This is a genomic window from Nocardioides sp. Leaf307 (genome assembly GCF_001423135.1).
Classification (GTDB): domain Bacteria; phylum Actinomycetota; class Actinomycetes; order Propionibacteriales; family Nocardioidaceae; genus Nocardioides; species Nocardioides kribbensis.
Window position 1 is genome coordinate 270,428 of sequence record NZ_LMNY01000002.1, and the last position, 24,707, is coordinate 295,134.

Below are 24,707 nucleotides of genomic sequence, written 5' to 3' on the forward strand. Positions count from 1 at the left end.
CTGTGGGCCCTGAGGCCGGTCCGTGGCGTCGACCACGGGAGCCCGAGCGCCTCAGCGCGGGTCGGCGCCCGCTCGCTCCAGCAGGGCGACGCACTCCACGTGGTGGGTCATCGGGAAGAGGTCGAAGGCGCGCAGCGAGGTGAGGTGGTAGCCGTGCTCGGCGAAGATGGCGACGTCGCGGGCGAGGGCGGCGGGGTCGCAGGCGACGTAGGCCACCGCGCGCGGCGAGCGGGAGACGACCTGCTCCACCACGACCCGCTTGGCGCCGGTGCGCGGCGGGTCGAGCACGACGAGGTCGACGCTGTCAGGGCCCTCCTGAGCGCGCAGGGCCAGCACCTTCTCCACCGGCCCGCACACGATCTCCACGCCGGTGCCGCGCTCGAGCAGCGGGGCCAGGTTGCTGCGGGCGTGGCCCGAGGCGGTGCGGTCGGCCTCGACCGAGGCGACCCGGCCGTCGGCGCCGACGGCCTCGCCGAGGAAGCGGGCGAAGAGGCCCACGCCGGAGTAGAGGTCGAGCACCGACTCCCCCGCCCGCGGGGCGAGCGCGTCGAGCACGGCGCCGACGAGGGCGGCCGGCGCCCCGGGGTGCACCTGCCAGAAGCCGTCGGCGGCGACGGTGAAGTCGTGCGGCCCGACCGGTCCGGCGGCGGTCGTGGCGCTGACGGTCTCGCTCAGGGTGCCGGGGCCCGGCTCGCGGGCCTCGGGGTGCGCGATGAGGCAGTCGTCGATCGCGACGACCTCGCTGGAGCGGTGCTTGCGCATGCCCACGCGGCGTGCGCCGTCGTCGGCCTGGCCCAGGTCGACGTACTGCATGCGCGTGCGCCAGCGCAGGCCGTGGTCGTCGCCGGGCACGGCCTCGACCTCGACGGTCAGGTCGAGGCCGGCGAGGCGGCGCAGCTGCTCGGCGACCACGGCCGCCTTGAGCCCGCGCTGGGCGCCCAGCTCGACGTGCTGGAAGTCGCAGCCACCGCAGCCGCCGGGGCCGGAGTAGACGCAGGGCGCGGTGACGCGGTCGGGGGAGGCGGTGAGCACCTCGACGGCGTCGCCGCGCCAGAAGCGGTCGCCGTCGGTGCCCTCGGTGATCGCGAGCACGACCTGCTCGCCGGGCAGTGCGTGGCGCACGAAGACGACCCGCAGGTCCTCGCCGTCGGGCACACGGGCCACGCAGTGACCGCCGTGGGCGACGGGGCCGACCTCGACCTCGAAGCGCTCGCCGACGCGGGAGCGTCCACGGGCGGCTCGGGGGCGGGCGGCGCGGGCGCGGGGGTGTCGGGTCATCGTCTCAGCTCGTCGGGGTGGCGCTCGTCGACCTGGCCTCGGCGCAGGTCTCCGGGTCGCACGCGGAAGTCGTCGGACAGCTGGCGCTCGCGGGCGATCTGCGAGGAGCGCAGCTGGTAGGGCACGGAGGTCACCATGACCCCCGGGGTGAAGAGCAGGCGGCCCTTGAGCACGAGCGCGGTCTGGTTGTGCAGCAACTGCTCCCACCAGCGTCCCACGACGTACTCGGGGATGTAGACGGCGACCACCCCGCGCGGGTTGGAGCGGCGGATCTCGGTGGCGTACTCCACGATCGGGCGCACCAGCTCGCGGTAGGGCGAGTGGAGCACCTTGAGCGGCACGTCCATCTTCCGCTCGTCCCACTCGGCGAGCAGCTTGTCGGTGGCCACGGGGTCGACGGAGACGTAGATGCCCTCCAGCACGTTGGGCCGGGTCGCCTTGGCGAAGGCCAGCGCGCGCAGCGTGGGCTTGTGCAGCTTGGAGACCAGCACGATCGCGTGGACGCGGGTCGGCATGACCCGGTCCTCCTCGTCGGCGGCCAGCTCCGCGGAGACCTTGTCGTAGTGGCCGCGGATGCCGCGCATGAGGGCGTAGAAGAAGATCATCGCCAGGATCGTGATCCAGGCGCCGGCGAGGAACTTGGTGACCAGCACGATCACGAGCACCACGGCGGTGAAGCTGAGCCCGATGGCGTTGATCAGGCGCGAGCGCACCATGCGGCGCCGCTCGGCGGGGTCGCGCTCGGTCTGCAGCAGCCGCGTCCAGTGGCGGATCATGCCGAGCTGGCTGAGGTTGAAGGACACGAAGACGCCCACGATGTAGAGCTGGATCAGCCGGGTCGTCTCGGCGTCGAAGGCCAGGATCAGCACGATGGCCATCACCGCCAGGAAGACGATGCCGTTGCTGTAGGCCAGCCGGTCGCCGCGCGAGCCGAGCGCGCGGGGGGCGAAGCCGTCGTTGGCCAGGATCGAGCCCAGCACCGGGAAGCCGTTGAAGGCGGTGTTGGCGGCCAGCACCAGGATGATGCCGGTGACCGTGACCACGAGGTAGAAGCCCGGCGGGAAGTCGCGGAAGACCGCCTCGGCGATCTGGGCGATGACGGTGTGCTGGTCGTAGTCGGCCGGCAGCGCCTGCCCGTCGCGGGTGAGCCGGTCGAGGTCGTGGGGGTCGACGTACTTCAGCCCCATCTGGCGGGCCAGCACGATGACGCTGACCATCATCGAGATCGCGATCATGCCGAGCAGCAGCAGCGTCGTGGCGGCGTTCTTGCTCTTGGGCCGCTTGAACGCCGGCACGCCGTTGGAGATCGCCTCGACGCCGGTCAGCGCGGCACAGCCCGAGGAGAAGGCCCGGGCGAGCAGGAAGAGCAGCGCGAAGGTGGTGAGCGGGCCCTCGAGGCCCGGCTCGGGGGTGATGGTGAGGTCGGCGCTCTCGACGCGGGGCAGGTTGCCCGTGAAGAGCTGGAAGAGCCCGATGCCGCACATGCCGAGGATCGCGACCATGAACAGGTACGTCGGCGCCGCGAAGAAGCTGCCCGACTCCCGGATGCCGCGCAGGTTCATCGCCATCAGCAGCAGCACCAGCAGCGAGCCGAAGGTCGCCTCGTGCCCGCTGAGCGCCGGGATGGCCGACGCGGCGTACTGGGCGCCAGAGGAGATCGAGACGGCCACGGTGAGGATGTAGTCGACCAGCAGGGCGCTGGCCACGGTCGTGCCGGCCTTCGGGCCCAGGTTGACGGTGGCGACCTCGTAGTCGCCGCCACCGCTGGGGTAGGCGTGGACGGTCTGGCGGTAGGAGGCGATCACCGCCGCCATCACGATCGCGACGGCGATCGCGATCTTCCACGACCACATGTAGGCCGAGGCGCCGGCCAGCGAGAGCATGATGAAGACCTCGTCGGGGGCGTAGGCCACCGAGGAGAGCGCGTCGCTGGCGAAGACCGGCAGCGCAATGCGCTTGGGGAGCAGCGTCTCCCCCAGCTGGGAGCTGCGCAGCTTGCGTCCCAGCAGGATCCGTTTCGAGACGTCGCCAACTCCCACGCGACGGAACGCTACGGCACGCACGGCCCGGAGCCCTAGGCGATACGGTGACGGCGTGCACGTTGTGATCATGGGCTGCGGCCGCGTCGGCTCGACGCTCGCGCGCAGTCTCGAGGACCGGAACCACACCGTGTCCATCATCGACAGCGAGCCGGACGCCTTCCGGCGCCTCGGCCCGGGGTTCAACGGCGACAAGGTCACCGGCTACGGCTTCGACCAGGAGGTCCTGGAGAAGGCCGGCATCCGTCGCGCCGACGCCTTCGCCGCGGTCTCCAGCGGCGACAACTCCAACATCATCGCCGCGCGGGTCGCCCGCGAGACCTTCGGCCTCCAGCAGGTCGTCGCCCGCATCTACGACCCCGGCCGCGCCGAGGTCTACCAGCGCCTGGGCATCACCACCGTCGCGACCGTGAAGTGGACCGCCGACCAGGTGCTGCGCCGGATCCTGCCCGCCGGCGCGGAGCCCGACTTCCGCGACCCCAGCGGCACCATCCGCGTCGACCACGTCACAGTGCCCGAGTCGTGGATCGGCCACCGCACCGTGGCCATGCAGGAGCAGAGCCGCAGCCGCATCGCGTGGATCGACCGGCTCGGCGAGGGCATGCTGCCCTCGCGCGAGACGATCCTGCAGGAGGGCGACATGCTCCACCTGGTGATCCGCGAGGACAACGCGGCCCACGCCTACGCCGTGCTCGACCGAGGACCTGAGGAGCACTGACGTGCGAGTCGCCATCGCAGGAGCCGGCGCCGTGGGCCGCTCCATCGCCCGCGAGCTGATCGGCAACGGCCACCAGGTCCTGCTGATCGACAAGAACGCCGGCTCCATCAAGCCCGAGCGGGTGCCCGACGCCGAGTGGCTGCTGGCCGACTGCTGCGAGATGTCCTCGCTGGAGGAGGCCGGGCTGGAGCGCTGCGACGTGCTCATCTGCGCCACCGGCGACGACAAGGCCAACCTGGTCGCCTCGCTGCTGGCCAAGACCGAGTTCGGGGTGCCGCGCACCGTCGGTCGGGTCAACCACCCCAACAACGAGTGGCTCTTCAGCGAGGCGTGGGGCGTCGACGTCAGCGTCTCGACCCCGCGCATCATGTCGGCCCTGGTCGAGGAGGCGGTGAGCGTCGGCGACCTCGTGCGGCTCTTCACCTTCCGCCAGGGCAACGCCAACCTGGTCGAGATGACGCTGCCCAGCGACTCGCCCTACGTCGGCAAGCCCTCGGGCCTCATCCCGCTGCCCGACAACTGCGCGCTCGTCACCATCCTGCGCGACGGCCAGGTCTACGTGCCGACCCCGGAGCAGCCGGTGGAGTCGGGCGACGAGCTGCTGCTGGTCGTGCCGGCCGAGAAGGAGGACGAGCTCGAGCGGCTGCTCGCGCCCTCCTCCCACGGCGGCTGAGCCGACCGGCGTACGCCGGGGCCGCGCGGCGCCCGGGGTGCCGGGCGGGGCTCAGGCCACGGCGGGCGAGACGGGCGTGCGGTTGCGGCCCAGCACCCACATCATCGCGCCGAGGGCGAGCAGCTGCAGCGGCCAGCCCAGCGCGATCTTGAGCACGCCGAGCGCGGCGACGACGGTGTCGACGTCCATGGCACCGGACTGGCCGGCCAGCCACAGCGGCAGCTGGAGGGCGACCCGCACGACGCACGGCACGGCCAGCAGCCACGTCAGCGTGGTGCACAGCCGCACGACCTGCCTGTCGGCGTGCCAGGCCGTGGGGTCGCCGGTGACGCTGCCGACCATGAAGCCCACCAGGGGCCAGCGGATCAGGCAGGTCAGCCCCATCGCGACGGCGTAGACGCCGTTGTAGATCAGGCCCGGCAGGAAGTAGGCCAGCGCCTGCTCGTCGGCGCTGCCGCCGTTGCGCGCCGAGAGAGCGACGAAGAACCAGCCGATGCCGATGCCGACCAGCGCGTTGACGGCGAACTGCACCGTGGAGCGCTGCACGAGCCGCACCACCAGGGCCAGGGCGGCGGCCGCGCCGCCGACCGCGATGGCCAGGTTCAGCTCGCGCGTGGTCAGCCACAGGACGGTGAAGAGGAGGGTGGGCACGGCGGCCTCGACCATGCCGCGACGCCCACCGAGGGCCTTGGCCAGCTGCGCGCGCACCACGGCCTCGACGCTCTCGACCCCGGGGTCGTGCTCGGGCTGGTCGACGGGCGGGCCGGGCTGGTCGGCGGACCGGGCCGGGTGGTCGCCGGCGGGACGGAGCGGGTCGCTCACGGGATCAGCTCGTAGCGCGGGTTGTACATGACGCGCACGTCGTCGTGGCAGCCGATGCGACCCTGCACCTGCATGGACACCCCCGGGGAGATCCCGACGATGCGGCGGCGGCCGAGCCACACGATGGTGATGACCCCGGAGCCGTCGAACAGCTCGGCCTCCAGGGCCGGCACCCCGCCGCGCGGGCGCAGCGTCACGGTGCGCAGCGTGCCGCGCAGCACGACGCGCTCACGGTCGGGTGCGGCGGCGATCGTGTCGTGGCCGGGCTCGCAGTAGGTCTTGCGCAGGTCGCGGGCGTGCTGGTCGGAGCTGTTGGCCCACTTGCTGATGCTGCGACGCAGCCGGCTCTTCTCACCCACGGGCGGTCTACTCCCCCGTCGGCTGGGTGAGCTGCTGGCCGGTCTCCTGGGCCGTGCGCTGGGCGGGCTGCACCTTGCGCGCGTTGTCGGGCAGCGAGACCGGCAGCGCCTCCCCGACGGGCATGGCGCCCTCGCCGCGGCGCACCGCGACCCGGGTGATGACGTGCTCCCAGTCGGCCGCCGTCTCCGGCTCGCGGGCGGGGCCCCCGATGAGGGTGGCGCGCAGCAGCCACCGCGAGCCGTTGACGCCGATGATGCGCGAGTGCTGCGTGCCGCTGCGGCCGTCGGGCAGCTGGGTGGCCAGCTGGCACTGCAGCTCCACGCCGAAGGGACCCTCGACCTCGGTGGCGGTGCCGCCGCGGCGGGTCATGTCGGCGGCGATCTGGGGCCTGACCTCGCTCCACAGGTCGCCGTTGCGGGGGGCGGCGAAGGCGCGCAGCTCCAGCGCCCCGTCGGGGCCGGCCAGCATGACCGCCTGCACCTTGCCGGTGGACTCCTCGACCTGCAGGCGCAGCTCGCGGTCGGCGCTCGGCTCGATGAGCAGCGAGCCGAGGTCGGCGCGGGTGACGCCGTCGTCGGGGAGGTCCTCGGCGTCGAAGGGGCCGCGGGCCGGCTCCTGGGGCTGCGACGCGTCGTCGAGCTCCTCGGCGGTGACCTGGGACTTGCGGCGGAACTTCACGAGAGCCTGCTCCTCGGTGGATCGTCTGGGTCGGCCCACCCGGCACCGCCCCGGACGGGTGCGGCTGCGCGGTGGGCGCGCTGCGGAGGTGCGGCCCTGGGGTCAGCCCTGGCCGAAGCCTCCGGTAGAACCGTAACCCCCCTGGCCGCGCTCGCTGTCGGGGAGCCGGTCGACCTCGACGAAACGCACCCGCTCGACGCGTTGCACGACCAGCTGCGCCACCCGGTCGCCGCGTCGCAGCAGGATCGGCTCGCCCGGGTCGAGGTTGACGAGGAGCACCTTGACCTCGCCCCGGTAGCCCGCGTCGACGGTGCCCGGGCTGTTGACGATGGACAGGCCGTGGCGCGCCGCGAGCCCCGAGCGGGGGTGCACGAGCCCGACGTAGCCCTCCGGCAGCGCCAGCGCGATGCCCGTGGGCACGAGCGCGCGCTCGCCGGGCGCCAGCGTCACGTCGACGGTGGTCAGCAGGTCGGCGCCCGCGTCACCGGGACGGGCGTACGCCGGGAGCGCCAGGTCGGCGTCGAGGCGCACCACGGGCAGCTCGAGGTCACTCATGGCCCGGACCCTAGCCCCGCGCTGCGCCGGGCCGCGCCGCGCACGGCCCTCCCCGGTCGGCCCCCGCGCGGCTCGCACCCGCCCCAGGTCGTCGCGGGGCGGGCGGGAGTGGGAAACTGGGCCCCGTGACCCCGACCTACCGCGAGCGACTCGCCGTGCCCCTGCGCTGGTGGGTGCAGGGCACGATGCTCGTGGCCTCGCTCTGGCTGGCCGTGGTCGTCGCCGTGCCGGGCGTGGTGGCCTGGGTCGTCGCGGGCCTCTCGGTGGCCCTCATGGCCGCCCTCCTGCTCGCCTACGGCAACGCCGTCATCAGCGTCGCCGACGGCGAGCTGCTTGCGGGCCGCGCCCGCATCGGACTGGAGCACGTCGGTGCCGTGGAGCCGCTCACCCCCGAGGCGGCCCGCCTCGCGGCCGGTCGCGACGCCGACGCCCGCGCCTTCCTGCTGCTGCGGCCCTACCGCAAGCGCGCGGTGCGGGTGCACCTCACCGACCCGGCCGACCCGACGCCGTACTGGCTGCTCAGCACCCGGCGTCCCGACGCCCTGGCCGCCGCGCTCACCGCGGCGACGGCGTCGCCCCGCGGGACGGGCGGGGCGGGCCCGACCACCGCGCAGGGTGAGCAGCACGCCGGCTGAGCGACGGTAGGGTCGGCGTCATGGCATCTGGTGGCTCCTCCAAGATCTGGTCCGTCTTCTCCCTCGCCGCGGCGATCGGCGCGGCGACGGTGGCCAAGAAGACCCTCAACACCTCGTGGAAGGCCGCGACGGGCAAGAACCCGCCCGCCAACCCCGCCGACCCCGACGTGGAGATCTGGGAGGCCGTCGCCTGGGCGGCCGCGAGCGGCACCTTCATCCAGATCGCGCGCATGCTGGCCGCCCGCAAGGCCGCGCACTACTACGCCAAGTCGACCGGCCACCTGCCCGCCGAGCTGCAGAAGGACGGCCAGGACGCCTCCAAGGCGTCCACGCCCACCAGCTGACCCCGGCCTGGGACCAGCTCCGCACGGCCGGAACGACACGAGGGCCGCACCCTGGGGGTGCGGCCCTCGTCGTGTCGTGCGGCGCAGCGCAGGCCGTGCGCGGCGCGGGCGTGCTCACTCGCAGTCGAAGCAGATCATCTTCTTGCTGTCGGCCAGCTGCGAGCGGTGGTGCACCAGGAAGCAGCTCATGCAGGTGAACTCGTCGTCCTGCTTGGGCTTCACCTCGACCGCGAGCTCCTCGTGCGACAGGTCGGCGCCGGGGAGCTCGAAGGCCTCTGCGGCCTCGGCCTCGTCCTCGTCGACCTTGCCGGAGTTCTTGTCGTGGCGACGCGCCTTGAGCTCTTCGATGCTCTCCTCGGACTGGTCTTCCTCGTTCTTGCGCGGTGCGTCGTAGTCAGTCGCCATCGTCAGTCACTCCCCTCGTCCTGCCGGTCGGTCCTCGTCGGCGCCAGATTGTGCACCATCGGGTCCGGCTCGCGCACACCGGTCTGGTGTGGCGACGCGTGAACATCCGGTGACGTCACGCTATTCCTGGTGTCCGCCCACCGGTTCCCCGTCGTGGCGCCGGCCGACCGGCTCGTCCCGGCCGCGTCGTCGCAGGTCACAGCCCTGCTCCGGTGGCGGTGGGGGGCGTGGCGGGGGCGGTGGGCCCGCCCACGGCGAACCCGGCGCCGTGCACGGCGTCGCGGAAGGTGTCGAAGGTCTCAGCGCCCGCGGCGACCATGAGCGGCAGGCCACCGACCCCGGTGAGCAGCTCAGTGCGCGCGCCCGCCAGCCGGGCGACGAGCCCGCCGGCGGCGTGGTCCCAGGGCTGCACGCCCTCCTCGACGTAGGCGTCGAGGCTGCCCTCGGCCACGGCGCACAGGTCGAGCGCGGCCGAGCCCAGGCGGCGTACGTCGCGCACGCGCGGCAGCAGCTCGACGAGGGCCCGCGCCTGGAGCACCCGCACGCCACGGTCGTAGGAGAAGCCCGTGCCCACGAGCATCTCCGCGAGGGGCTGGGCGGCGCGCACCGCGATCGGCTCGCCGTCGCGGGTCGCCACCGCGCCCGTGCGGTCGTCGGCACCGGCCGGCCCGGTGTGGGCGAGGTAGGTGTGCCCGTCGGCCACGTTGAGCACCACCCCGGCGACCACCTCCCCGTCGCGCTCGGCCGCGATGGAGACGGCGTACTGCCGGATGCCGTAGAGGAAGTTGACCGTGCCGTCGATGGGGTCCACGACCCAGCGCACCCCGGAGCTGCCGGCGTGGTCGTCGCCCTCCTCACCCAGGATCGCGTCGTCGGGGCGGTGCTCCAGCAGGCGCCGGCGGATGAGCACCTCGCTGGCGCGGTCGACCTCGGTGACGATGTCGATGTCGCTGGTCTTGGTCGCGGCGACCTCGACCCCGCGCGCCCGACGCTCGCGCACCAGCTCGGCGGCCTCCCGGGCCACCGCGAGGGCGATCGCGGCGAGGTCGGCGGGAGCGGCCGGTGCGGAGCGGTCCGCGGGACCGCTCACGCGACGACCACGGCCTGGCCCGGCACGGTGGCCGCGGCGTCGGCCGGCACCGGGTCGGAGCCGCACAGGGCGGGGCGCTCGGCGCGGGGGTTGGAGCAGCAGGTGCGGGGGCAGCGGTCCCACATCGGTCCGGTCGAGCCGACCGCCGCACGGGCGACCTCGCCGCCGCGCTCGACGGTGGCGCGCTCGACCAGCAGGTCGCGCACGGCGGCCACGAAGCGCGGGTCGGTGCCGGCGGTGGCGGCGCGCCGCGCCGGCAGGCCGAGCTCGGCGGCGGTCTCCATGGCCTCGGTGTCGAGGTCGTAGATGACCTCCATGTGGTCGGAGACGAAGCCGACCGGCACCATCACGACCGCCGGGACGCCGTCGCCGTGCAGCTTCTCGAGGTGGTCGTTGACGTCGGGCTCGAGCCACGGGATGTGCGGGGCGCCCGAGCGCGAGCAGAAGACCAGCTCGTGGGGGTGGGTGCGGCCGGTCTCCTCGGCGACGCGGCGGGTGATCACGTCGGCGACGTCGAGGTGCTGGCGCACGTAGGCGCCACCGCCCTGCTCGGGCGGACCGCTGGCGTCGTTCATCGACAGCGGGATCGAGTGGGTCACGAAGGCCAGGTGAGCGCCGTCGCGGACGTCGTCGGGGAGGTCGGCCAGCGCGGCCAGCACGGCGTCGACGTTGGGCTCCACGAAGCCGGGGTGGTTGAAGTAGTGGCGCAGCTTGTCCAGGCGCGGCGCCCCCTCGAGGCCCTCCACGGCGTCCCAGAGGTTCTCGCGGTACTGCCGGCAGCTGCTCCACGAGGAGTAGGCGCTGGTCACGAAGCAGGCCGCGCGGGTCACGCCGTCGGCGGCCATCCGGGCCAGGGTGTCCTTGAGGTAGGGGTCCCAGTTGCGGTTGCCCCAGTAGACCGGCAGGTCGATGCCGGCCTCGGCCAGGTCGGCGCGCAGCGCGGTCAGGAAGTCACGGTTCTGGTCGTTGATCGGCGAGCGACCGCCGAAGAGGTGGTAGTGCTTGCCGACCTCCTCGAGGCGCTCGCGGGGGATGCCGCGCCCCCGGGTGACGTTCTCCAGGAAGGGCACGACGTCGTCGGGGCCCTCCGGGCCGCCGAAGGAGACCAGCAGGAGGGCGTCGTACGGGGTCACGTCGACGTCGGTCAGGACATCCGCGGGGTCGTTGCTCACGCCCTTCATCGTAGGTGCGCGGCCCCGGCGTCCCTCACCCCTCGGGCTCGCCTCGGCGCCGGGGCGTGCGACCCGTGTCACGCCCCGGCTGGGATTGGTCCCGCGTCCCCGGCGCGACCTAGGCTCGCGGTGATGCTGTCGTCCTACCAGCGGGTGCTGCGCGAGCCGGGCGCCCTGCTCTTCTCCCTGACCGGTCTGGTCGCTCGCCTGCCCATCTCGATGGCCGGCCTGGGCATCGTGCTGCTGGTCGAGGCCTCTACCGGCTCCTACGGCGTGGCCGGTGCGGTCTCGGCGGCCTACATGGTCGCCAACGCGCTGCTGGCGATCGCCCAGGGCCGCCTGGTCGACCGGCTCGGCCAGGGCCTGATACTCAGCACCGCCAGCGTGCTCTTCGGCGTCGCCATGGTGCTGCTGGTCTGGTCGGTGCAGGACGGCTGGCCGATGGCCACCACCTACGCCGCGGCGGCGGTCGCGGGCGGAACGCTGCCCCAGATCGGCTCCTGCGTGCGTGCCCGCTGGTCCCACGTGCTCTCCCGGCCCGCCGACGTGCAGACCGCCTTCGCCCTCGAGGCGGTCGTTGACGAGGCCTGCTTCATCCTCGGTCCGATCACCGTGACCCTGCTGGCCACCGCGGTGCACCCGGTGGCCGGCCTGGCCGTCGCGGTCGTCGCCGGTGTCGCCGGCGGTCTCTTCTTCGCCTCGCAGCGCGCCACCGAGCCGCCCCGGCAGCGCCACGACGCCGCCACCGGGCCCCGCCCCGCCATGCCGTGGCGCACGGTGGCCCCGCTCGCGGTCGTCAGCGCGGCGCTCGGGGTGCTCTTCGGCGCCGCCGAGGTCACCACCGTCGCCTTCTCCGAGGAGCAGGACGCCAAGGCCTGGGCGGGCGCGCTGCTCGCGCTGTGGGCGCTGGGCAGCCTGCTCTCGGGCGTCGTCACCGGGGCCATCACCTGGCGCCGCGGGCCCGCCGTGCGGGTGCGGTGGGGGTCGCTGGCGATGGCGGCGGCCATGGTGCCGCTGCTGTTCGTCGACTCGATGGTCGCGATGGGCCTGCTGCTGCTCGTGGGCGGCGTGGCGATCGCCCCCACGCTGGTCGCCACCCTCTCGCTCACCGAGCGCACGGTGCCGCCCGGACGCCTCACCGAGGGCATGGCCATCATGCAGACCGGCCTCGTGGCCGGCGTCGCGCCCGGTGCGACGCTCAGCGGCGTGGTCGTCGACGCCCGCGGGGCCTCCGCCGCCTACCTCGTGCCGGTGGTGGCCGGGCTGCTCGCCGCCGTGGCCGCCCAGCTGCTGCCCCGCGGCGACGACGCGGAGCCCGCCGCCGCGTCGGCGGGCGACGCCCCCCACGACGATGTCACCCGCGGTGACACCACCGCCGGTGCCGCGACGGCCGCCGCGACCGACCCCGGTGGTCGCGCCGTGCCGAGCGGCGCCCCCGTCGAGCCCGACCCGCTGCGGCCGCCCGGCTGAGGGGCCCGGCCGAGGGATCCAGCCGAAGGGGCCCGACCGTGCCGCGGTCCGGTGGGCATCAAAGTCCGGACCGGCCGGGCCAGCCAGCCAGGACCGGGAAGTGGCGGCGAACGACACCCTCGGGGCCCTCCGACCCGTCGTCTGCCGCCACTTCTCGCCCCACCGGGAGGGCAGGGGTGCGCCGCACCCGGCCGAGCGGCCGAGCGGACCGCGGGCGCGTGGCTCGACGCCGCGGTCCGGCGGGCCTCGCCGTCCGGACCGGACCGCCGGTCGGGCCAGCCAGCCAGGACCGAGAAGTGGCGGCGAACGACAGCCCCGCGGCCCTCCGACCCGTCATTCGCCGCCACTGCTCGCCCCACCGGGAGGACAGGGGTGCGACGCACCCGGCCGAGCGGACCGCAGGGGCGTGGCTCGACGCCGCGATCCGGCGGGCCTCGCCGTCCGGACCGGACCGCCCGTCGGGCGAGTGACCCAGGACCGGGAAGTGGCGGCGAACGACACCCTCGGGGCCCTCCGACCCGTCGTTCGCCGCCACTTCTCGCCCCACCGGGAGGACAGCGGTGCGCCGCACCCGGCCGAGCGAACCGCAGGCGCGTGGCTCGACGCCGCGGTCCGGCGGGCCTCGCCGTCCGGACCGGACCGCCGGTCGGGCGAGTGACCCAGGACCGGGAAGTGGCGGCGAACGACAGCCCCGCGGCCCTCCGACCCGTCGTCTGCCGCCACTTCTCGCACCACCGGGAGAACAGGGGTACGCCGCACCCGGCCGAGCGAGCCGCTGGGGCGTGGCTCGACGCTGCGGTCCTCCTCGTCGTGGAGCCCGACGGCTGGCTGGTCGGCTGGCCGGGCCTGGACGCTGGCCTAGACGCTGGCCGAGCCGCGCGGCAGCGGCGCCTGCCACCCGCGCCACACCGCGAGCAGCCGCCAGGCCAGGCAGACCGCGGCCCCGGCGACCGAGACGGCCACGGTCGGCAGGTCGGCGCGCACACCGACCACGGCCACGGCGCCGCCCGCCAGCGCCGGGATGGCGTAGAGCTCGCCGCGGAACACCACCGGCACGCGCCCGGCCAGCACGTCGCGCACCATGCCGCCGCCCACCCCGGTGGCCATGCCCAGCAGCGCGGCGGGCAGCGGACCGAGGCCGTAGTCGAGGGCCTTCAGCGCACCCGCCACGCAGAAGAGCGAGAGCCCGAAGGCGTCGAAGACCGTCACCAGGCGCTCCATGCGGCCCAGCGCGGGGTGGTGGACGAAGGTGACCAGCCCGGCGGCCAGCGGCACCAGGAGGTACCGCCAGTCGGCCAGGGCCGCGGGCGGCACCGCCCCGATCAGCACGTCGCGCAGGAAGCCGCCGCCGAGCCCGGTGACCCCGGCCAGCACGATCACGCCGAAGACGTCGAGGTCCTTGCGCACCGCCACGAGGGCCCCGGAGATGGCGAAGACGAAGATGCCCAGCAGGTCGAGGACCACCAGGGTGGCGGCCAGCGTGCTGCTGGGGTCCGACGTGCTCACGCCCGGAGGCTACCGACGCGCGACCGGTTGCGCGGAAAGCGCGCGGACGCCGTCACCGCAGGTCAGGTGCGTCGACCGGGCACCGGGGCGGGGCGGGCCGCCCCGCGGCGGCGGGTGCGCGCGGCACGACGGCCGGGCCGCCCCCGGTGCGGCGGCGTCCGTCGTACCGGTCCCGGCGGGCGCGCCGAGCCAGTCCGCGCCCGCGGGGTGGTGCTGGCGTAGGCTCGGTCCATGGTGCACCTGACCCTCGCCGGCGTGAGCGAGGACGGGAGGCACCTGCTCCTGGTCAGTGACGCCGGGGTCGAGTTCACCCTCGACAACGACGCACCCCTGCGAGCCGCACTGCGCGCAGAGACCTCACGCACCGGTCAGTTGGAGAACACCATGGACAGCGCCCTCCGCCCTCGCGACATCCAGGCCCGGATCCGGGCCGGGGAGACCCCCGAGGCCGTCGCCGAGGCCGCCCGCACCAGCCTCGACCGGATCATGGCCTACGCCGGCCCCGTCCTCGCCGAGCGCGAGCACGTCGCCCAGCGCGCCCAGCGCTCCTCCGTACGCCGCCGCGGCGGCGACGGCTCCACCGCGCGGACCCTCGGCGACGCCGTGGCCACCCACCTGCGCGCCCACAACGTCGACCCCGACCAGGTCGAGTGGGACTCCTGGCGCCGCGAGGACGGCCGGTGGTCGCTCGTGGCGCAGTACACCGCCGCCGAGCGCCAGGGCACCGCTGAGTTCACCTTCGACCTGCCGGGCAACTACGTGCTGCTCGACAACGACGACGCCCGCTGGGTCGTCGGCGAGGCCGTCGCCACGACCCCCGCCCCCGAGGCCCACGACGACCTCGAGCGCGCCCGCCAGCGCCGCCTCACCGCCGCGCCCGACTCCCCCGGGGCCCCGGCTGCGGGCGACACCGACCCGGCTCCCGGCGCCCGCGCGCCGCGCACCCGCGTCGACCACGCCGACCAGGAGCTCCCGCTCGGCGACGACGCGATCGAGATGGTCTCCCCCACCGACGCACCCGCCGCGGCACCCGCCGAGACCCCGGCCGCCGGGCGGCCCGCCGCGCGCGCCGCCGACCTCGGGTCGGAGGCGCCGCTGGAGGCCTTCCTCGACACCGCCGCACCCCGCGCGCGCCCCGACGCCCCCGACCTCGACGCCTCCGAGCGCGAGGAGGCCGCCGACGCCGCGGCCCTCGACGACGCACCCGTCGAGCCGGCTCCGGAGCCCACCCCCGAGCCCGAGCCCGCGCCGGTGCGGCGACCGGTGAAGAAGAGCCGCGGCCGCGCCTCGGTGCCCAGCTGGGACGAGATCATGTTCGGCGGCGGCAAGCAGGACTGAGCGGCTCGCCACCCCCTCGTCCGAGCCGGTCGCGACGTCACCGGGCCCCCACCCGGGGCCGCGCCGGCGGAGCGCCGGACGACGCCGTCGACCCGCGGCACAGGGGCCTGCCAGCGAGTACCCTCCCGCCATGTCGTACTTCGTGACCGGCGCCACAGGGTTCATCGGCCGCCACCTCGTCCAGGAGCTCCTCGACCACCGCGAGGGCACGGTGTTCGTGCTGGTGCGGGCCGGCTCGATGGGGCGCATGGAGGCGCTGGTGCGCCGCTGGGGCTCCGAGCGCGTGGTGCCCGTCGTCGGCGACCTCGGCGAGCCCGGCCTGGGCGTCGCGGCGTCCTGGGTGGCCGAGCACGCCGGCGAGGTCGACCACCTCTTCCACCTCGCCGCGATCTACGACATGACCGCCGACGACGCCACCAACGAGGCGCTCAACGTCGGCGGCACCCGCCACGCCCTCGAGCTGGCCTCGGCCCTGCGCGTCGGCTGCTTCCACCAGGTCTCCTCGGTGGCCGCGGCCGGGGAGCACCGCGGGCGCTTCGACGAGACGATGTTCGACGAGGGCCAGCACCTGCCCTCGGCCTACCACCGCACCAAGCACGAGTCGGAGCGGATCGTGCGCGAGGAGGCGACCGTGCCGTGGCGGGTCTACCGCCCCGCGATCGTGGTCGGCCACTCCCAGACCGGCGAGATGGACAAGGTCGACGGCCCCTACTACTTCTTCCCGCTGATGAAGCGGCTGCGCGACGCCCTGCCGTCGTGGCTCCCCCTGGTCGGCGTCGACCTGGGCGACACCAACGTGGTGCCGGTCGACTACGTCGCGGCCGCCATGGACCACCTCGCCCACCTGCCCGGCCACGACGGGGAGGCCTTCCACCTTGTCAACCCCGAGCCGCAGCCCGTCGTCGACATGGTCAACGCCTTCTGCGCCGCAGCCGGGGCCCCGACCTTCGCGACCCCGCTCGACCGGCGGGTCACCACGGCGGGCCCCCTGGGCCGGCTGCCCGGCGCCCTGCGTCCCACCGCGCTGCTGGGCAAGGTGGTCGGCAACGGCCTGGTGCAGGCCGTGCTGGACCCGGTCACCTCGCGTGCCGGCGTGCCGGCCGAGGTGCTGGCCCACACCAGCTTCAGCGCGGTCTTCGACTCCCGCCGCACCGAGCGCGCGCTGGCCGGCTCCGGCATCGCCGTGCCCGACCTGGAGTCCTACGCCCGCACGCTGTGGGGCTACTGGGAGGAGCACCTCGACGAGACCACCGGCCGCGACCGCGCAGCGCGCCAGGCGCTGCAGGGCAAGCACGTGGTCATCACCGGCGCCTCCTCCGGCATCGGCCAGGTCACCGCCCTCAAGGTCGCCCAGGCCGGCGGGGTGCCCGTGCTCGTGGCCCGCGGCAAGGACAAGCTGGAGGAGACGCGCGCGGTCATCGAGCGGCGCGGCGGCAGCGCCCACGTCTACCCCTGCGACCTCTCCGACCTCGAGGCCATCGACGCGCTGTGCGCCCAGCTGGTGGCCGACCTGCCCTCGGTCGACTTCGTCATCAACAACGCCGGCCGCTCCATCCGTCGCTCGCTGGCGCTGTCGCAGGACCGCTTCCACGACTTCGAGCGCACGATGCAGCTCAACTACTTCGGCGCGATCAGGCTGGTGATGGGCCTGCTGCCGACCATGCGCGAGCAGGGCCGCGGCCACGTCGTCAACGTCTCCTCGATCGGCGTGCAGACCAACCCGCCGCGCTTCTCGGCCTACGTCGCCTCCAAGGCGGCGCTCGACTCCTGGAGCAACGTCGTCAGCTCCGAGCTGGTGGGCGACGGGGTCACCTTCACCGGCATCCACATGCCGCTGGTGCGCACGCCGATGATCGCGCCGACCAAGATCTACGACAAGTTCCCCACCATCTCACCGGCGCAGGCCGCCGACCTGGTCGTCACCGCGATGGTGGAGCGCCCCCACGAGATCAACACCGCCCTCGGCAACGCCGGGGCCGTGGTCCACACGCTGGCCCCCAAGCTCGCCTTCCGGGTGCTCAACATGGCCTACCACGTCTTCCCCGACTCCGCCGCGGCCCGCGGCGACGGCACCGCCCGGGAGTCGGAGCAGATCATGCTGGCGCGGCTCTTCAGGGGCGTGCACTGGTGACCTCGGGGCCCGGGGGCGCCCCGGGCGCGGCTCAGCCGCGCTCGACCGGACGGGTCGGGTCGGTGACCCAGCCGCTCCAGCTGCCGGGGTAGAGCGCCGCGCGCACCCCGGCCAGCTCCAGGGCGAGCACGTCGTGGGCGGCGGTGACCCCGGAGCCGCAGTACGCCGCCACCTCGGCGCCCGGCACCGCGCCCGCGGCGGCGTAGACCTCGGCCAGCTCCGCCGGCGGGCGGAAGCGGCCGTCGGGGCGGAGGTTCTCGCTCGTCGGCACGTTGACCGCGCCGGGCACGTGGCCGGCCACCGGGTCGACCGGCTCCACCTCGCCGCGGTAGCGCTCGGGGGCGCGGGCGTCGAGGAGCACGGCCACGTCCGGCACGTCCTGCGGACCCACGACGGCCAGGTGCCCCGGGTCGGCCGCCAGGTCGCCGGGGACGGGCGTCACGGGCCCGGTCTCGACCGGGCCGCCCGCCGCGACCCAGGCCGACCAGCCGCCGTCGAGCACCCGCACGTCGGGGTGGCCGTGGAACCGCAGCAGCCACCAGGCGCGGGCCGCGGCCCGACCCGACCAGTCGTCGGCCACGACCACCGGCCGGTCCCGCGACACCCCGACCCGGCGCATCGCGGCCGCGAAGGCCTCGGGACCGGGCAGCGGGTGGCGCCCACCGCCAGCCGGCCCGGTCTCCGGGGGGCCGGCCAGGTCGGTGTCGAGGTCGACGTACGCCGCCCCGGGCACGTGGCCGGCGGCGTGCTCCTGGCGGCCCGGCGGACCGCCGAGGCGCCAGCGCACGTCGAGCACCGTGACCTCCCCGAGCCGCGCGCGCAGCTCCTCGACGCCGATCAGCGGGGCCTGGACCCGATCGCTCCCCCGGTCGCCGGGCAGGTGGCCGGGCAGGTGGCCGGGCAGGTCGCTCCCCCGGCCGGTCTGGTGGTCGCTCATGGCGCCCATCCTGCCGCGTGCGGCCCGGACGCGGCGTGACAGGATCACCCCTCGTGGCCGAACTGCACTTCTTCACCGGCACGATGGACTCCGGCAAGAGCACCCTCGCGCTCCAGACCAACCACAACCACGCCGCACGCGGCCGTCAGGGCCGCATCTTCGTCACCCGCGACCGGGCCGGCAACGGCCAGGTCTCCAGCCGGCTGGGCCTGGTGCACGCCGCTCTCGAGGTCGACCCCGACTTCGACTTCTGGCGCTACGTCGTCACCTCGCTGACCCAGGGCGGGCGCATCGACTACCTCATCTGCGACGAGGCGCAGTTCTACACCGGCGACCAGATCGACCAGCTGGCCAAGGTCGTCGACGAGCTCCAGATCGACGTCTTCGCCTTCGGCATCCTCACCGACTTCCGCACCCAGCTCTTCCCGGGCTCGGCCCGCCTGGTGGAGCTCGCCGACCGGATGAACGTGCTGCAGGTCGAGGCGCTGTGCTGGTGCGGCAAGCGCGCCACCCACAACGCCCGCACCGAGAACGGCGTGATGGTCACCGAGGGCGAGGTGATCGTGGTCGGTGACGTCGAGCAGACCGCGGCCGAGGACGGCACGCCGGTCACCGCGGCCCCCGAGTCCGACGCCGACGTCGCCTACGAGGTGCTGTGCCGCCAGCACCACCGCCGTCGCCTCACCGCGGCGCGCGCCAAGGCGGTCTCGCTGGCCCCCGAGCCGCTGCCCTTCGGCTGACCCGACGCGACCCGGGCCGGCCCGGCCGGAGCCGGGACCCCCGGAGTCGGGACCGCCCGCACGGGGTCAGTCGATCAGCACCGGGATGAGCATCTCGTCGGGCGTGAGCGACCCGTGGAAGCCCACCAGGCCGGTCTCGTAGGGGAAGTCGGTCGACGAGAGCACCACGGTGTCGCCGTGGCAGGCCACGACGACGTCGCCGTAGCGCGGCAGCACCGACGACGACACCTCACCGAACCAGCCCCGCGCCACGGCGTCCTCACGGGCCAGCACCTCGGCCCGGTCGCCGAGCACACCGCGCCAGGCGGCCACGACGTCGTCGACGGCGCCGCGCTGGCAGTAGAGCTGGCGGAAGCGGGCCTCCCCGCCCAGCAGGGCCACCCCGTCGCGCAGCGCGTCGACGACGTCGACGTCGACGCGGGTGTCGTCGGGGGCGTCGACCATGCCGTGGTCGGCGACGACCAGCAGCCGCACGTGGGTGGGCAGCGCCTCGCGCAGCTGCTCGGCCTCGGCGTCGATCATGGCCAGCTGCTGGAGCCACTGGCTGGAGGCGACACCGTGGCGGTGCCCGGTCCAGTCGAGGTCGCCGTCGTAGAGGTAGGTCAGCGACGGGCGCTGCGCCGAGGCCGTGACCGCGGCGGCGATCCGCTCGCCGACCTTGTCGGCGCCCACGTAGTCGGCCCCGCGGTGGGCGGCGACGGTCAGGCCGCTGCCGGCGAACTCGCGCTTGTTGACCACCGTCACCGAGGCCCCCGCGGCGCCGAGGCGTGCGAAGGCGGTGCGCTGCGGCTGCCACTCGGTGGGGTCGACCTGCTTCGACCACTGCAGCGCGTTGAGCAGCCGGTCGGTGCCGGGCACGCGGGAGGTGAACCCGACGACGCCGTGCGCGCCGGGCACGAGCGCGGTGCCGAGCGAGGTCAGGCTCGTGGCGGTGGTCGACGGCACCCCGCAGGTCGCGGCGGCGTGGCCCTGGGCCAGCGCGGAGAGGTACGGCGCGGCGTGCGCGTGCCGCTCCAGCAGACGAGCGCCGAGGCCGTCGACCAGGAAGACGACGTAGGCCGGCGCGTCGGGCAGCAGCAGCCCCGCGGGCCGCCCACCCGCGAAGAGGTCGCCCGGCAGCCCCAGGGCGCCGGCGACGGCCGGCACGACGTCGCCCAGCGAGCCCACGCCGTACGCCGGCTCCAGGAAGCGCGCGTCGCGGGGTCCGGGCGGGGTGGTCCCGTCGGGGGCGGGGGGCACGTCGGGCCTCAGGCCAGGTGGGTGCGCGCCGAGAGCTCCTCGGCGAAGGCGAGCAGGCCGGCGACGGCCTCGCCGCCGTCGGCCGCGGCCGAGACGCGCAGCGAGAAGTCGTCGGAGGCGAGGACGCCGGTGTAGCCGTGGTCGGCGTCGCACTGGGGGTCGGAGCAGCCGGCCGGCTCGAGGTCGAGGCGGCTCACGCCGCCCCAGCCGATGGTCATGACGGCCTCCGCCGGGTGGCTGGGCCCCGACGTGGGGTTGGCGACCATGCGGGTGACGACCACCGAGGTGACCGAGGAGAGCCGCACGGCCTCGGTGGAGGTCGAGGTGTAGGGCTCTGGCAGCAGGTCGTCGCCGGCGTGCTCGTCGGTGTGGGCCAGCACCAGGCGCGAGGGCGTGAGCACGATGACGCTGAGGTGACGGCGCACCTCGTCGTGCTCGAAGGTCGGCTCGTGGTGGACGAAGAAGGCGAGCACCTGCTCGCCGGCCACGGCGGTGGCGACCCCGTCGGAGACGACCTCGGGGTAGTAGCCCGTGCGGTCGATGGCCGCCCTCAGCTCCCGGGTGCGGTCGCGGTCGTCGGTCCGGGCAGCGCGCATGGTCGTCAGTGTGTCACGGGCGGCTGCGGACCCCGCCGCGGGCGCCGCGGGCGTCGCGGCCGCGCGCGACCAGCGCCGCGGACCCCGTCGGCGCGCGGGGTCCCGGTGGTCGGGCTGCCGGTCGGGCTGCCGGTCGGGCACGGCGTCAGAAGGAGTAGCCGAAGACGGCGATGTCCTTGGCGAACACCGACTCCACGCGCCGGCGCATCGCGTCGGTGTACTCGTCGTGGTAGTCGGGGCGGGACTTGTCGACGTTGACGCTCTTGAGCGGGGTCCAGGGCAGGTCGAAGCGGGCGAAGACGGCTCGCAGGTCGGCCTCGAGGGTCTCCTGGCGCCCGATCATGTCGGCGCGGCGGGTGCGGGTGGTGAGGTAGCGCACCTGCGGCGTCTGGAGCCGGGTCCACTCGTCGAGGCCCTTCATGATGAAGGTCTCGAAGTCGGGGCAGCTCTCGGCGACGCCCTGCATGAACTGGTTCTTGCGCTCGATGACCTGGGTGCCGTCGCGCTCGGTGTCGCGGAAGCGCTCGACCATGCGGAACCACGACAGCATCCGCGCCCACGGGTTGCGCACGAAGCCGACGGTCCAGTACGGCGTGAGGTCGGGCTCGGCGCGCAGGATGCCGCCGAGCATCGCGTGGCGGTCGATCCCCTTGACCTGGCGGGCGTCGGGGAGCGCCGGCTCGAGCGCACGCTGGATGGTCGAGCCGCCCGTCTTCTGCACGTGCACGAAGAGCAGGCGCGCACTGTCGGAGATCACCATGGCCGGGATCCTACGGCGTGACGGGGCCCGGCCCGCCACGCGCCCCGCGGCGGCGCACGGTCAGCTCGGGATGGTGTCGCCGGGGGCGCTGGGCAGGCGCCGCACGAACCAGTCGGAGCGGGCGTCGGCCACCGGGTCGATGCGGGCGTGGCCGGTCAGCACCGAGGCGCCGTGGGGCCCGGCGAGCACCAGCGGCAGCTCCAGCGAGCTGATCTGCGGGTGGTCGTTCTGCAGCTGGGCCACCCGCCGGATGAGCCACTCGACCTCCCCGATGTCGACCACCTCGCTGCCGCGGTAGCCGAAGAGCATCGGGGAGGACTTCACCTCGCGCACCATGGCCGCTGCGTCGCGCTCCCCCAGCGGCGGGATGCGGTAGGCCTTGTCGCCGAGCAGCTCGATGATCGGCCCGGAGATGCCGAAGGAGACCACCGGGCCGAAGAGCGGGTCCTCGATGCTGCGCACGGCCACCGGCACGCCGACCGGCGAGGTCTTCTGCACCACGAAGCCCGACTCGACCGGGTCGCCGATGAGGGTGGTGAGCGACTGCCAGGCGTCGGCCATCTCGCGCCGGTCGTCGATGTTGCGCCACACGTGGGAGAGGTCGGGGCGCTCGCGCAGGTGCTCGGCGGTGGCCTTGAGCACGACGTCCCAGCCCAGCTCGTCGGCGGCCGCGGTCGCCTCGTCCAGGGTGTGCACCGGGTGGGCGGTCCACAGGTCGATGCCGTAGGCCGCCAGCAGCTCGCGCAGGGCCGGGGTCGGCACCTCGAGCCCGTCGGGGTGCTCGGCGAGCAGCTCGTTGAGCAGGTTGCGCGCACCGATCTGGTCGACGGCGTCGGGGTCCGGCGGCACCCCGTCGGGGGTGCGCAGCCACACGGCGTACTCGACGACGTGGGCCAGGGCCCGCACGGCCGCCTCGACGGCGGGGTAGGACGGCACCGAGCCGCGCCCGGCCGTCGAGCCGGCGACGTCGGGCACGCGCAGCAGCTCGGGCACGCCCTCGACGCCGAGGAAGGTCGAGACGAGCGGCTTGTCGGACTGCTCGCCGATGGCGGCGAGCACGTTGGCGACCTCCTCGCCCGAGACGTTGAGCGGGGGGATGTAGACCGCGACGACCGAGTCGACGTCGGGGTCGTCGATGGCGGCGTCGAGGGCGTCCTCGAAGTCGTCGGCGCCGGCCTCGGCGCCCAGCGCGACCGACTTGTTGACGACCAGCCCGACCGCGGCGGCGGCGTCGGCGGCGAGCAGCCCCAGGGCGTCGGAGTTGCCGACGATGGCCACCCGGCGCCCGCGCGGCAGCGGCTGGTGGGCCAGCAGCTGGGCGACGTCGAACATCTCCTCCAAGGCGTCGACCTGGATCACCCCGGCCTGGCGGAACATCGCGTCGACGGCCTGCGGGGGCGCGGCGATCTTGCGCACGGCGTGGCCCATGGGCACGCCCTGGGTGGTGCGGCCCGAGCGCACGGCCACGATCGGCTTGCGCAGCGAGACCCGCCGGGCGATGCGCGAGAACTTGCGCGGGTTGCCGATGGACTCCAGGTACATCATCACGACCTCGGTGGAGTCGTCCTCCTCCCAGTACTGCAGGAGGTCGTTGCCCGAGACGTCGGCGCGGTTGCCCGCGCTGACGAAGGTCGACAGGCCCAGGCCGCGGTTCTGCACCTTCTCCAGGATGGCCGAGCCGAGCGCACCGGACTGGCAGAAGAAGCCCGCGCGACCGCGCGGCGGCATCACCGAGGACAGCGAGGCGTTGACCGAGACCGCCGGGTCGGTGTTGATGACGCCCAGGCAGTTGGGGCCGATGAGGCGCAGGCCGTAGGAGCGCGAGAGCCCCACCAGGCGACGCTGGCGCTGGCGGCCCTCCTCGCCGGTCTCGGCGAAGCCCGAGGAGATGACCACGAGCCCGTGCACGCCCTTGGCCGCGCAGTCGAGCACGACGTCCTGCACCGCGTCGGCGGGCACGGCCACGATGGCCACGTCGACGTCGTCGGGGATGTCGGAGACCGACTTGTAGGCCGGCAGCCCCGACACGGCGCCGGCGGTGGGGTTGACGGCGTAGACGCGCCCGGTGAAGTCGCCGTTGACGAGGTTGCGCACCAGGGTCTGGCCGATCGTGTCCTGGCGGCGGCTGGCCCCGACGATGGCCACGGAGCGGGGGTTGAAGAAGCGCTCGATCGAGGCGGCCTCGGCGCGGTGCTCGCGCCCGTGCATCACGCCGACCGCCGTGTCGGTGGGCGCGATGGGGAACTCCAGCTGCAGCACGCCGTCCTCGTACTCGCTGGCCACGCGGTAGCCGGCGTCGCGGAAGGTCTGGATCATGCGGCTGTTGTCGGGGAGGATCTCGGCGACGAACTTCTCCAGCCCGCGCTCGCGCCCGGCCTGGGCCAGGTGCTCGAGCAGCAGCTGCGCGATGCCGCGGCCCTGGTGGGCGTCCTCGACGAGGAAGGCGACCTCGGCCTCCCCCGGGCGCACCAGGTCGTAGCGACCCACGGCGATCATCCGCTGCTGGAGCAGCAGCACGAAGGCGACGCGGTCCTGGTGGTCGACCCGGGTGAAGCGCTCCACGTCGCGCGGCGAGAGCTGCGGCATCGGGGAGAAGAACCGGTAGTACTTCGACTGGTCGGAGACCCGGGAGTAGAACTCCACCAGCAGCTCGGCGTCGTCGGGCGTGATCGGCCGGATGTGGGCCGATCGGCCGTCGCGCAGCAGGACGTCGGCCTCCCAGTGCCGCGGGGGTGCGGGGATCGGTGCCGAGGAGGTGTCCACGCCCCGAAATCTACCGGGTCCCGCCTCCCACGGTGGTTGAGGAGGGAGCGCCAGCGACCGTCTCGAAACCACCCCCCGACCACGGTGGTTGAGGAGGGAGCGCCAGCGACCGTCTCGAAACCGCCCTCGTCCCTCACCCGCGACGCGCGCGGCTCGCCAGTCGCGGCAGCAGCTCGAACTCGCCTCTGATGAGCGCCTCGCGCTTCGCGCGGCGCCACCCCTGGATCTGCTTCTCGTAGCGGAACGCCTCCTCGATCGAGGCGTACTGCGCCGACCAGACGAGCCGCACCGGCCGCCGGCGCCGTGTGTAGGCCGCACCGACCCCTGCGTCGTGCTCACCGACGCGGCGCTCGAGGTCGACGGTGCTGCCGACGTAGAAGGAACCGTCGGCGCACTCGAGGATGTAGGTCCAGCCCAATGACTCGACCCTCGTTCAGACTCGGGACGCCGACAACCGG

At 74.4% G+C, this 24,707-nt stretch carries 24 protein-coding genes; 8 read left to right on the forward strand and 16 right to left on the reverse strand.

What is annotated here, in order from left to right; genetic code table 11:
* Positions 1-51: 51 nt before the first annotated feature.
* Both ASF50_RS10565 and ASF50_RS10570 read right to left on the reverse strand, forming a co-directional pair.
* Positions 52-1,278 (reverse strand): class I SAM-dependent RNA methyltransferase, encoded by a 1,227-nt coding sequence (locus ASF50_RS10565; protein ID WP_056904460.1) that lies wholly within the window; start codon positions 1,276-1,278, stop codon positions 52-54.
* Positions 1,275-3,317, reverse strand: a complete 2,043-nt coding sequence (locus tag ASF50_RS10570) for an APC family permease (RefSeq protein WP_056862595.1) — start codon at positions 3,315-3,317, stop codon at positions 1,275-1,277. The genes ASF50_RS10565 and ASF50_RS10570 overlap by 4 nt, the downstream gene beginning before the upstream one ends.
* A gap of 70 nt (positions 3,318-3,387) precedes the next feature.
* Here ASF50_RS10570 and ASF50_RS10575 point away from each other — a divergent pair, with 70 nt between their 5' ends.
* Both ASF50_RS10575 and ASF50_RS10580 read left to right on the forward strand, forming a co-directional pair.
* On the forward strand, positions 3,388-4,035 hold the full coding sequence (locus tag ASF50_RS10575; RefSeq protein WP_227489238.1) for a potassium channel family protein: 648 nt from the start codon (positions 3,388-3,390) through the stop codon (positions 4,033-4,035).
* Position 4,036: 1 nt separating this feature from the next.
* A complete protein-coding gene (locus ASF50_RS10580) occupies positions 4,037-4,708 on the forward strand; it encodes a potassium channel family protein (protein WP_056862593.1) in 672 nt (223 codons plus the stop codon).
* A gap of 51 nt (positions 4,709-4,759) precedes the next feature.
* On the opposite strand, the gene ASF50_RS10585 is transcribed toward ASF50_RS10580, so the two are convergent.
* From ASF50_RS10585 to dut, 4 genes are all read right to left on the reverse strand, one after another.
* On the reverse strand, positions 4,760-5,530 hold the full coding sequence (locus ASF50_RS10585) for a DUF3159 domain-containing protein (RefSeq protein WP_200920116.1): 771 nt from the start codon (positions 5,528-5,530) through the stop codon (positions 4,760-4,762).
* A complete protein-coding gene (locus ASF50_RS10590; RefSeq protein ID WP_056904461.1) occupies positions 5,527-5,889 on the reverse strand; it encodes an OB-fold nucleic acid binding domain-containing protein in 363 nt (120 codons plus the stop codon). The genes ASF50_RS10585 and ASF50_RS10590 overlap by 4 nt, the downstream gene beginning before the upstream one ends.
* A gap of 7 nt (positions 5,890-5,896) precedes the next feature.
* Complete coding sequence (locus ASF50_RS10595) at positions 5,897-6,568, reverse strand: DUF3710 domain-containing protein (protein WP_056904462.1); 672 nt, start codon at positions 6,566-6,568, stop codon at positions 5,897-5,899.
* Positions 6,569-6,670: 102 nt separating this feature from the next.
* Entirely contained in the window at positions 6,671-7,123 is a 453-nt protein-coding gene (gene dut / locus ASF50_RS10600; protein ID WP_056862590.1) for a dUTP diphosphatase, read from the reverse strand.
* A 125-nt stretch (positions 7,124-7,248) separates the two neighbouring features.
* On the opposite strand from dut, the gene ASF50_RS10605 reads away from it, so the two are divergent.
* On the forward strand, positions 7,249-7,758 hold the full coding sequence (locus tag ASF50_RS10605; protein WP_056904463.1) for a DUF3093 domain-containing protein: 510 nt from the start codon (positions 7,249-7,251) through the stop codon (positions 7,756-7,758).
* 20 nt (positions 7,759-7,778) lie between these two features.
* Entirely contained in the window at positions 7,779-8,102 is a 324-nt protein-coding gene (locus ASF50_RS10610; protein ID WP_056862588.1) for a DUF4235 domain-containing protein, read from the forward strand.
* A gap of 114 nt (positions 8,103-8,216) precedes the next feature.
* Here ASF50_RS10610 and ASF50_RS10615 read toward each other — a convergent pair whose 3' ends face one another.
* From ASF50_RS10615 to ASF50_RS10630, 3 genes are all read right to left on the reverse strand, one after another.
* Positions 8,217-8,507 carry a DUF4193 domain-containing protein gene (locus ASF50_RS10615; protein WP_056862587.1) on the reverse strand — a complete coding sequence of 97 codons (291 nt, stop codon included), beginning with the start codon at positions 8,505-8,507 and terminating at the stop codon, positions 8,217-8,219.
* A gap of 196 nt (positions 8,508-8,703) precedes the next feature.
* Entirely contained in the window at positions 8,704-9,597 is an 894-nt protein-coding gene (locus tag ASF50_RS10625) for an inositol monophosphatase family protein (RefSeq protein ID WP_056904465.1), read from the reverse strand.
* The gene (locus tag ASF50_RS10630) at positions 9,594-10,769 is read right to left on the reverse strand and encodes a ferrochelatase (protein WP_228942371.1); all 1,176 of its coding nucleotides are present in this window, start codon (positions 10,767-10,769) and stop codon (positions 9,594-9,596) included. Before ASF50_RS10630 ends, ASF50_RS10625 begins: the two co-directional genes overlap by 4 nt.
* 132 nt (positions 10,770-10,901) lie before the next feature.
* Here ASF50_RS10630 and ASF50_RS10635 point away from each other — a divergent pair, with 132 nt between their 5' ends.
* Positions 10,902-12,239 (forward strand): MFS transporter, encoded by a 1,338-nt coding sequence (locus tag ASF50_RS10635; RefSeq protein ID WP_156718243.1) that lies wholly within the window; start codon positions 10,902-10,904, stop codon positions 12,237-12,239.
* 858 nt (positions 12,240-13,097) lie between these two features.
* Here the strand turns inward: ASF50_RS10635 and ASF50_RS10640 are convergent.
* Positions 13,098-13,745 (reverse strand): trimeric intracellular cation channel family protein, encoded by a 648-nt coding sequence (locus ASF50_RS10640; protein ID WP_228942373.1) that lies wholly within the window; start codon positions 13,743-13,745, stop codon positions 13,098-13,100.
* A 231-nt stretch (positions 13,746-13,976) separates the two neighbouring features.
* Here ASF50_RS10640 and sepH point away from each other — a divergent pair, with 231 nt between their 5' ends.
* Positions 13,977-15,083 carry a septation protein SepH gene (gene sepH, locus ASF50_RS10645; protein ID WP_056904467.1) on the forward strand — a complete coding sequence of 369 codons (1,107 nt, stop codon included), beginning with the start codon at positions 13,977-13,979 and terminating at the stop codon, positions 15,081-15,083.
* A gap of 130 nt (positions 15,084-15,213) precedes the next feature.
* On the forward strand, positions 15,214-17,214 hold the full coding sequence (locus tag ASF50_RS10650; RefSeq protein WP_056904468.1) for an SDR family oxidoreductase: 2,001 nt from the start codon (positions 15,214-15,216) through the stop codon (positions 17,212-17,214).
* 31 nt (positions 17,215-17,245) lie between these two features.
* Here ASF50_RS10650 and ASF50_RS10655 read toward each other — a convergent pair whose 3' ends face one another.
* Positions 17,246-18,151 (reverse strand): sulfurtransferase, encoded by a 906-nt coding sequence (locus tag ASF50_RS10655; protein ID WP_082503104.1) that lies wholly within the window; start codon positions 18,149-18,151, stop codon positions 17,246-17,248.
* Between the two features lie 53 nt (positions 18,152-18,204).
* Here ASF50_RS10655 and ASF50_RS10660 point away from each other — a divergent pair, with 53 nt between their 5' ends.
* Positions 18,205-18,891, forward strand: a complete 687-nt coding sequence (locus ASF50_RS10660) for a thymidine kinase (RefSeq protein ID WP_056904469.1) — start codon at positions 18,205-18,207, stop codon at positions 18,889-18,891.
* A gap of 66 nt (positions 18,892-18,957) precedes the next feature.
* On the opposite strand, the gene ASF50_RS10665 is transcribed toward ASF50_RS10660, so the two are convergent.
* The 5 genes from ASF50_RS10665 to ASF50_RS10685 all read right to left on the reverse strand — a co-directional run bounded on the left by ASF50_RS10665 (position 18,958) and on the right by ASF50_RS10685 (position 24,667).
* Complete coding sequence (locus ASF50_RS10665) at positions 18,958-20,130, reverse strand: alkaline phosphatase family protein (RefSeq protein ID WP_056862579.1); 1,173 nt, start codon at positions 20,128-20,130, stop codon at positions 18,958-18,960.
* A gap of 8 nt (positions 20,131-20,138) precedes the next feature.
* Positions 20,139-20,726 (reverse strand): DUF5998 family protein, encoded by a 588-nt coding sequence (locus ASF50_RS10670; RefSeq protein WP_056862957.1) that lies wholly within the window; start codon positions 20,724-20,726, stop codon positions 20,139-20,141.
* Positions 20,727-20,871: 145 nt separating this feature from the next.
* The gene (locus ASF50_RS10675) at positions 20,872-21,486 is read right to left on the reverse strand and encodes a sulfotransferase family 2 domain-containing protein (protein WP_056862578.1); all 615 of its coding nucleotides are present in this window, start codon (positions 21,484-21,486) and stop codon (positions 20,872-20,874) included.
* A 60-nt stretch (positions 21,487-21,546) separates the two neighbouring features.
* Entirely contained in the window at positions 21,547-24,249 is a 2,703-nt protein-coding gene (locus ASF50_RS10680) for a GNAT family N-acetyltransferase (protein ID WP_056904470.1), read from the reverse strand.
* Between the two features lie 133 nt (positions 24,250-24,382).
* A complete protein-coding gene (locus ASF50_RS10685; RefSeq protein ID WP_056904471.1) occupies positions 24,383-24,667 on the reverse strand; it encodes a GIY-YIG nuclease family protein in 285 nt (94 codons plus the stop codon).
* Positions 24,668-24,707: the final 40 nt, after the last annotated feature.

What these genes read in the sequence shown, in the direction of transcription:
- sepH (WP_056904467.1), top strand. Translation starts at nt 13,977, where the DNA reads ATGGTGCACCTGACCCTCGCCGGCGTGAGCGAGGACGGGAGGCACCTG.
- ASF50_RS10675 (WP_056862578.1), bottom strand. Translation starts at nt 21,486, where the DNA reads ATGGTGATCTCCGACAGTGCGCGCCTGCTCTTCGTGCACGTGCAGAAG.
- ASF50_RS10575 (WP_227489238.1), top strand. Translation starts at nt 3,388, where the DNA reads ATGGGCTGCGGCCGCGTCGGCTCGACGCTCGCGCGCAGTCTCGAGGAC.
- ASF50_RS10565 (WP_056904460.1), bottom strand. Translation starts at nt 1,278, where the DNA reads ATGACCCGACACCCCCGCGCCCGCGCCGCCCGCCCCCGAGCCGCCCGT.
- ASF50_RS10650 (WP_056904468.1), top strand. Translation starts at nt 15,214, where the DNA reads ATGTCGTACTTCGTGACCGGCGCCACAGGGTTCATCGGCCGCCACCTC.
- ASF50_RS10615 (WP_056862587.1), bottom strand. Translation starts at nt 8,507, where the DNA reads ATGGCGACTGACTACGACGCACCGCGCAAGAACGAGGAAGACCAGTCC.
- ASF50_RS10670 (WP_056862957.1), bottom strand. Translation starts at nt 20,726, where the DNA reads ATGCGCGCTGCCCGGACCGACGACCGCGACCGCACCCGGGAGCTGAGG.
- ASF50_RS10635 (WP_156718243.1), top strand. Translation starts at nt 10,902, where the DNA reads ATGCTGTCGTCCTACCAGCGGGTGCTGCGCGAGCCGGGCGCCCTGCTC.
- ASF50_RS10610 (WP_056862588.1), top strand. Translation starts at nt 7,779, where the DNA reads ATGGCATCTGGTGGCTCCTCCAAGATCTGGTCCGTCTTCTCCCTCGCC.
- dut (WP_056862590.1), bottom strand. Translation starts at nt 7,123, where the DNA reads ATGAGTGACCTCGAGCTGCCCGTGGTGCGCCTCGACGCCGACCTGGCG.
- ASF50_RS10655 (WP_082503104.1), bottom strand. Translation starts at nt 18,151, where the DNA reads ATGAGCGACCACCAGACCGGCCGGGGGAGCGACCTGCCCGGCCACCTG.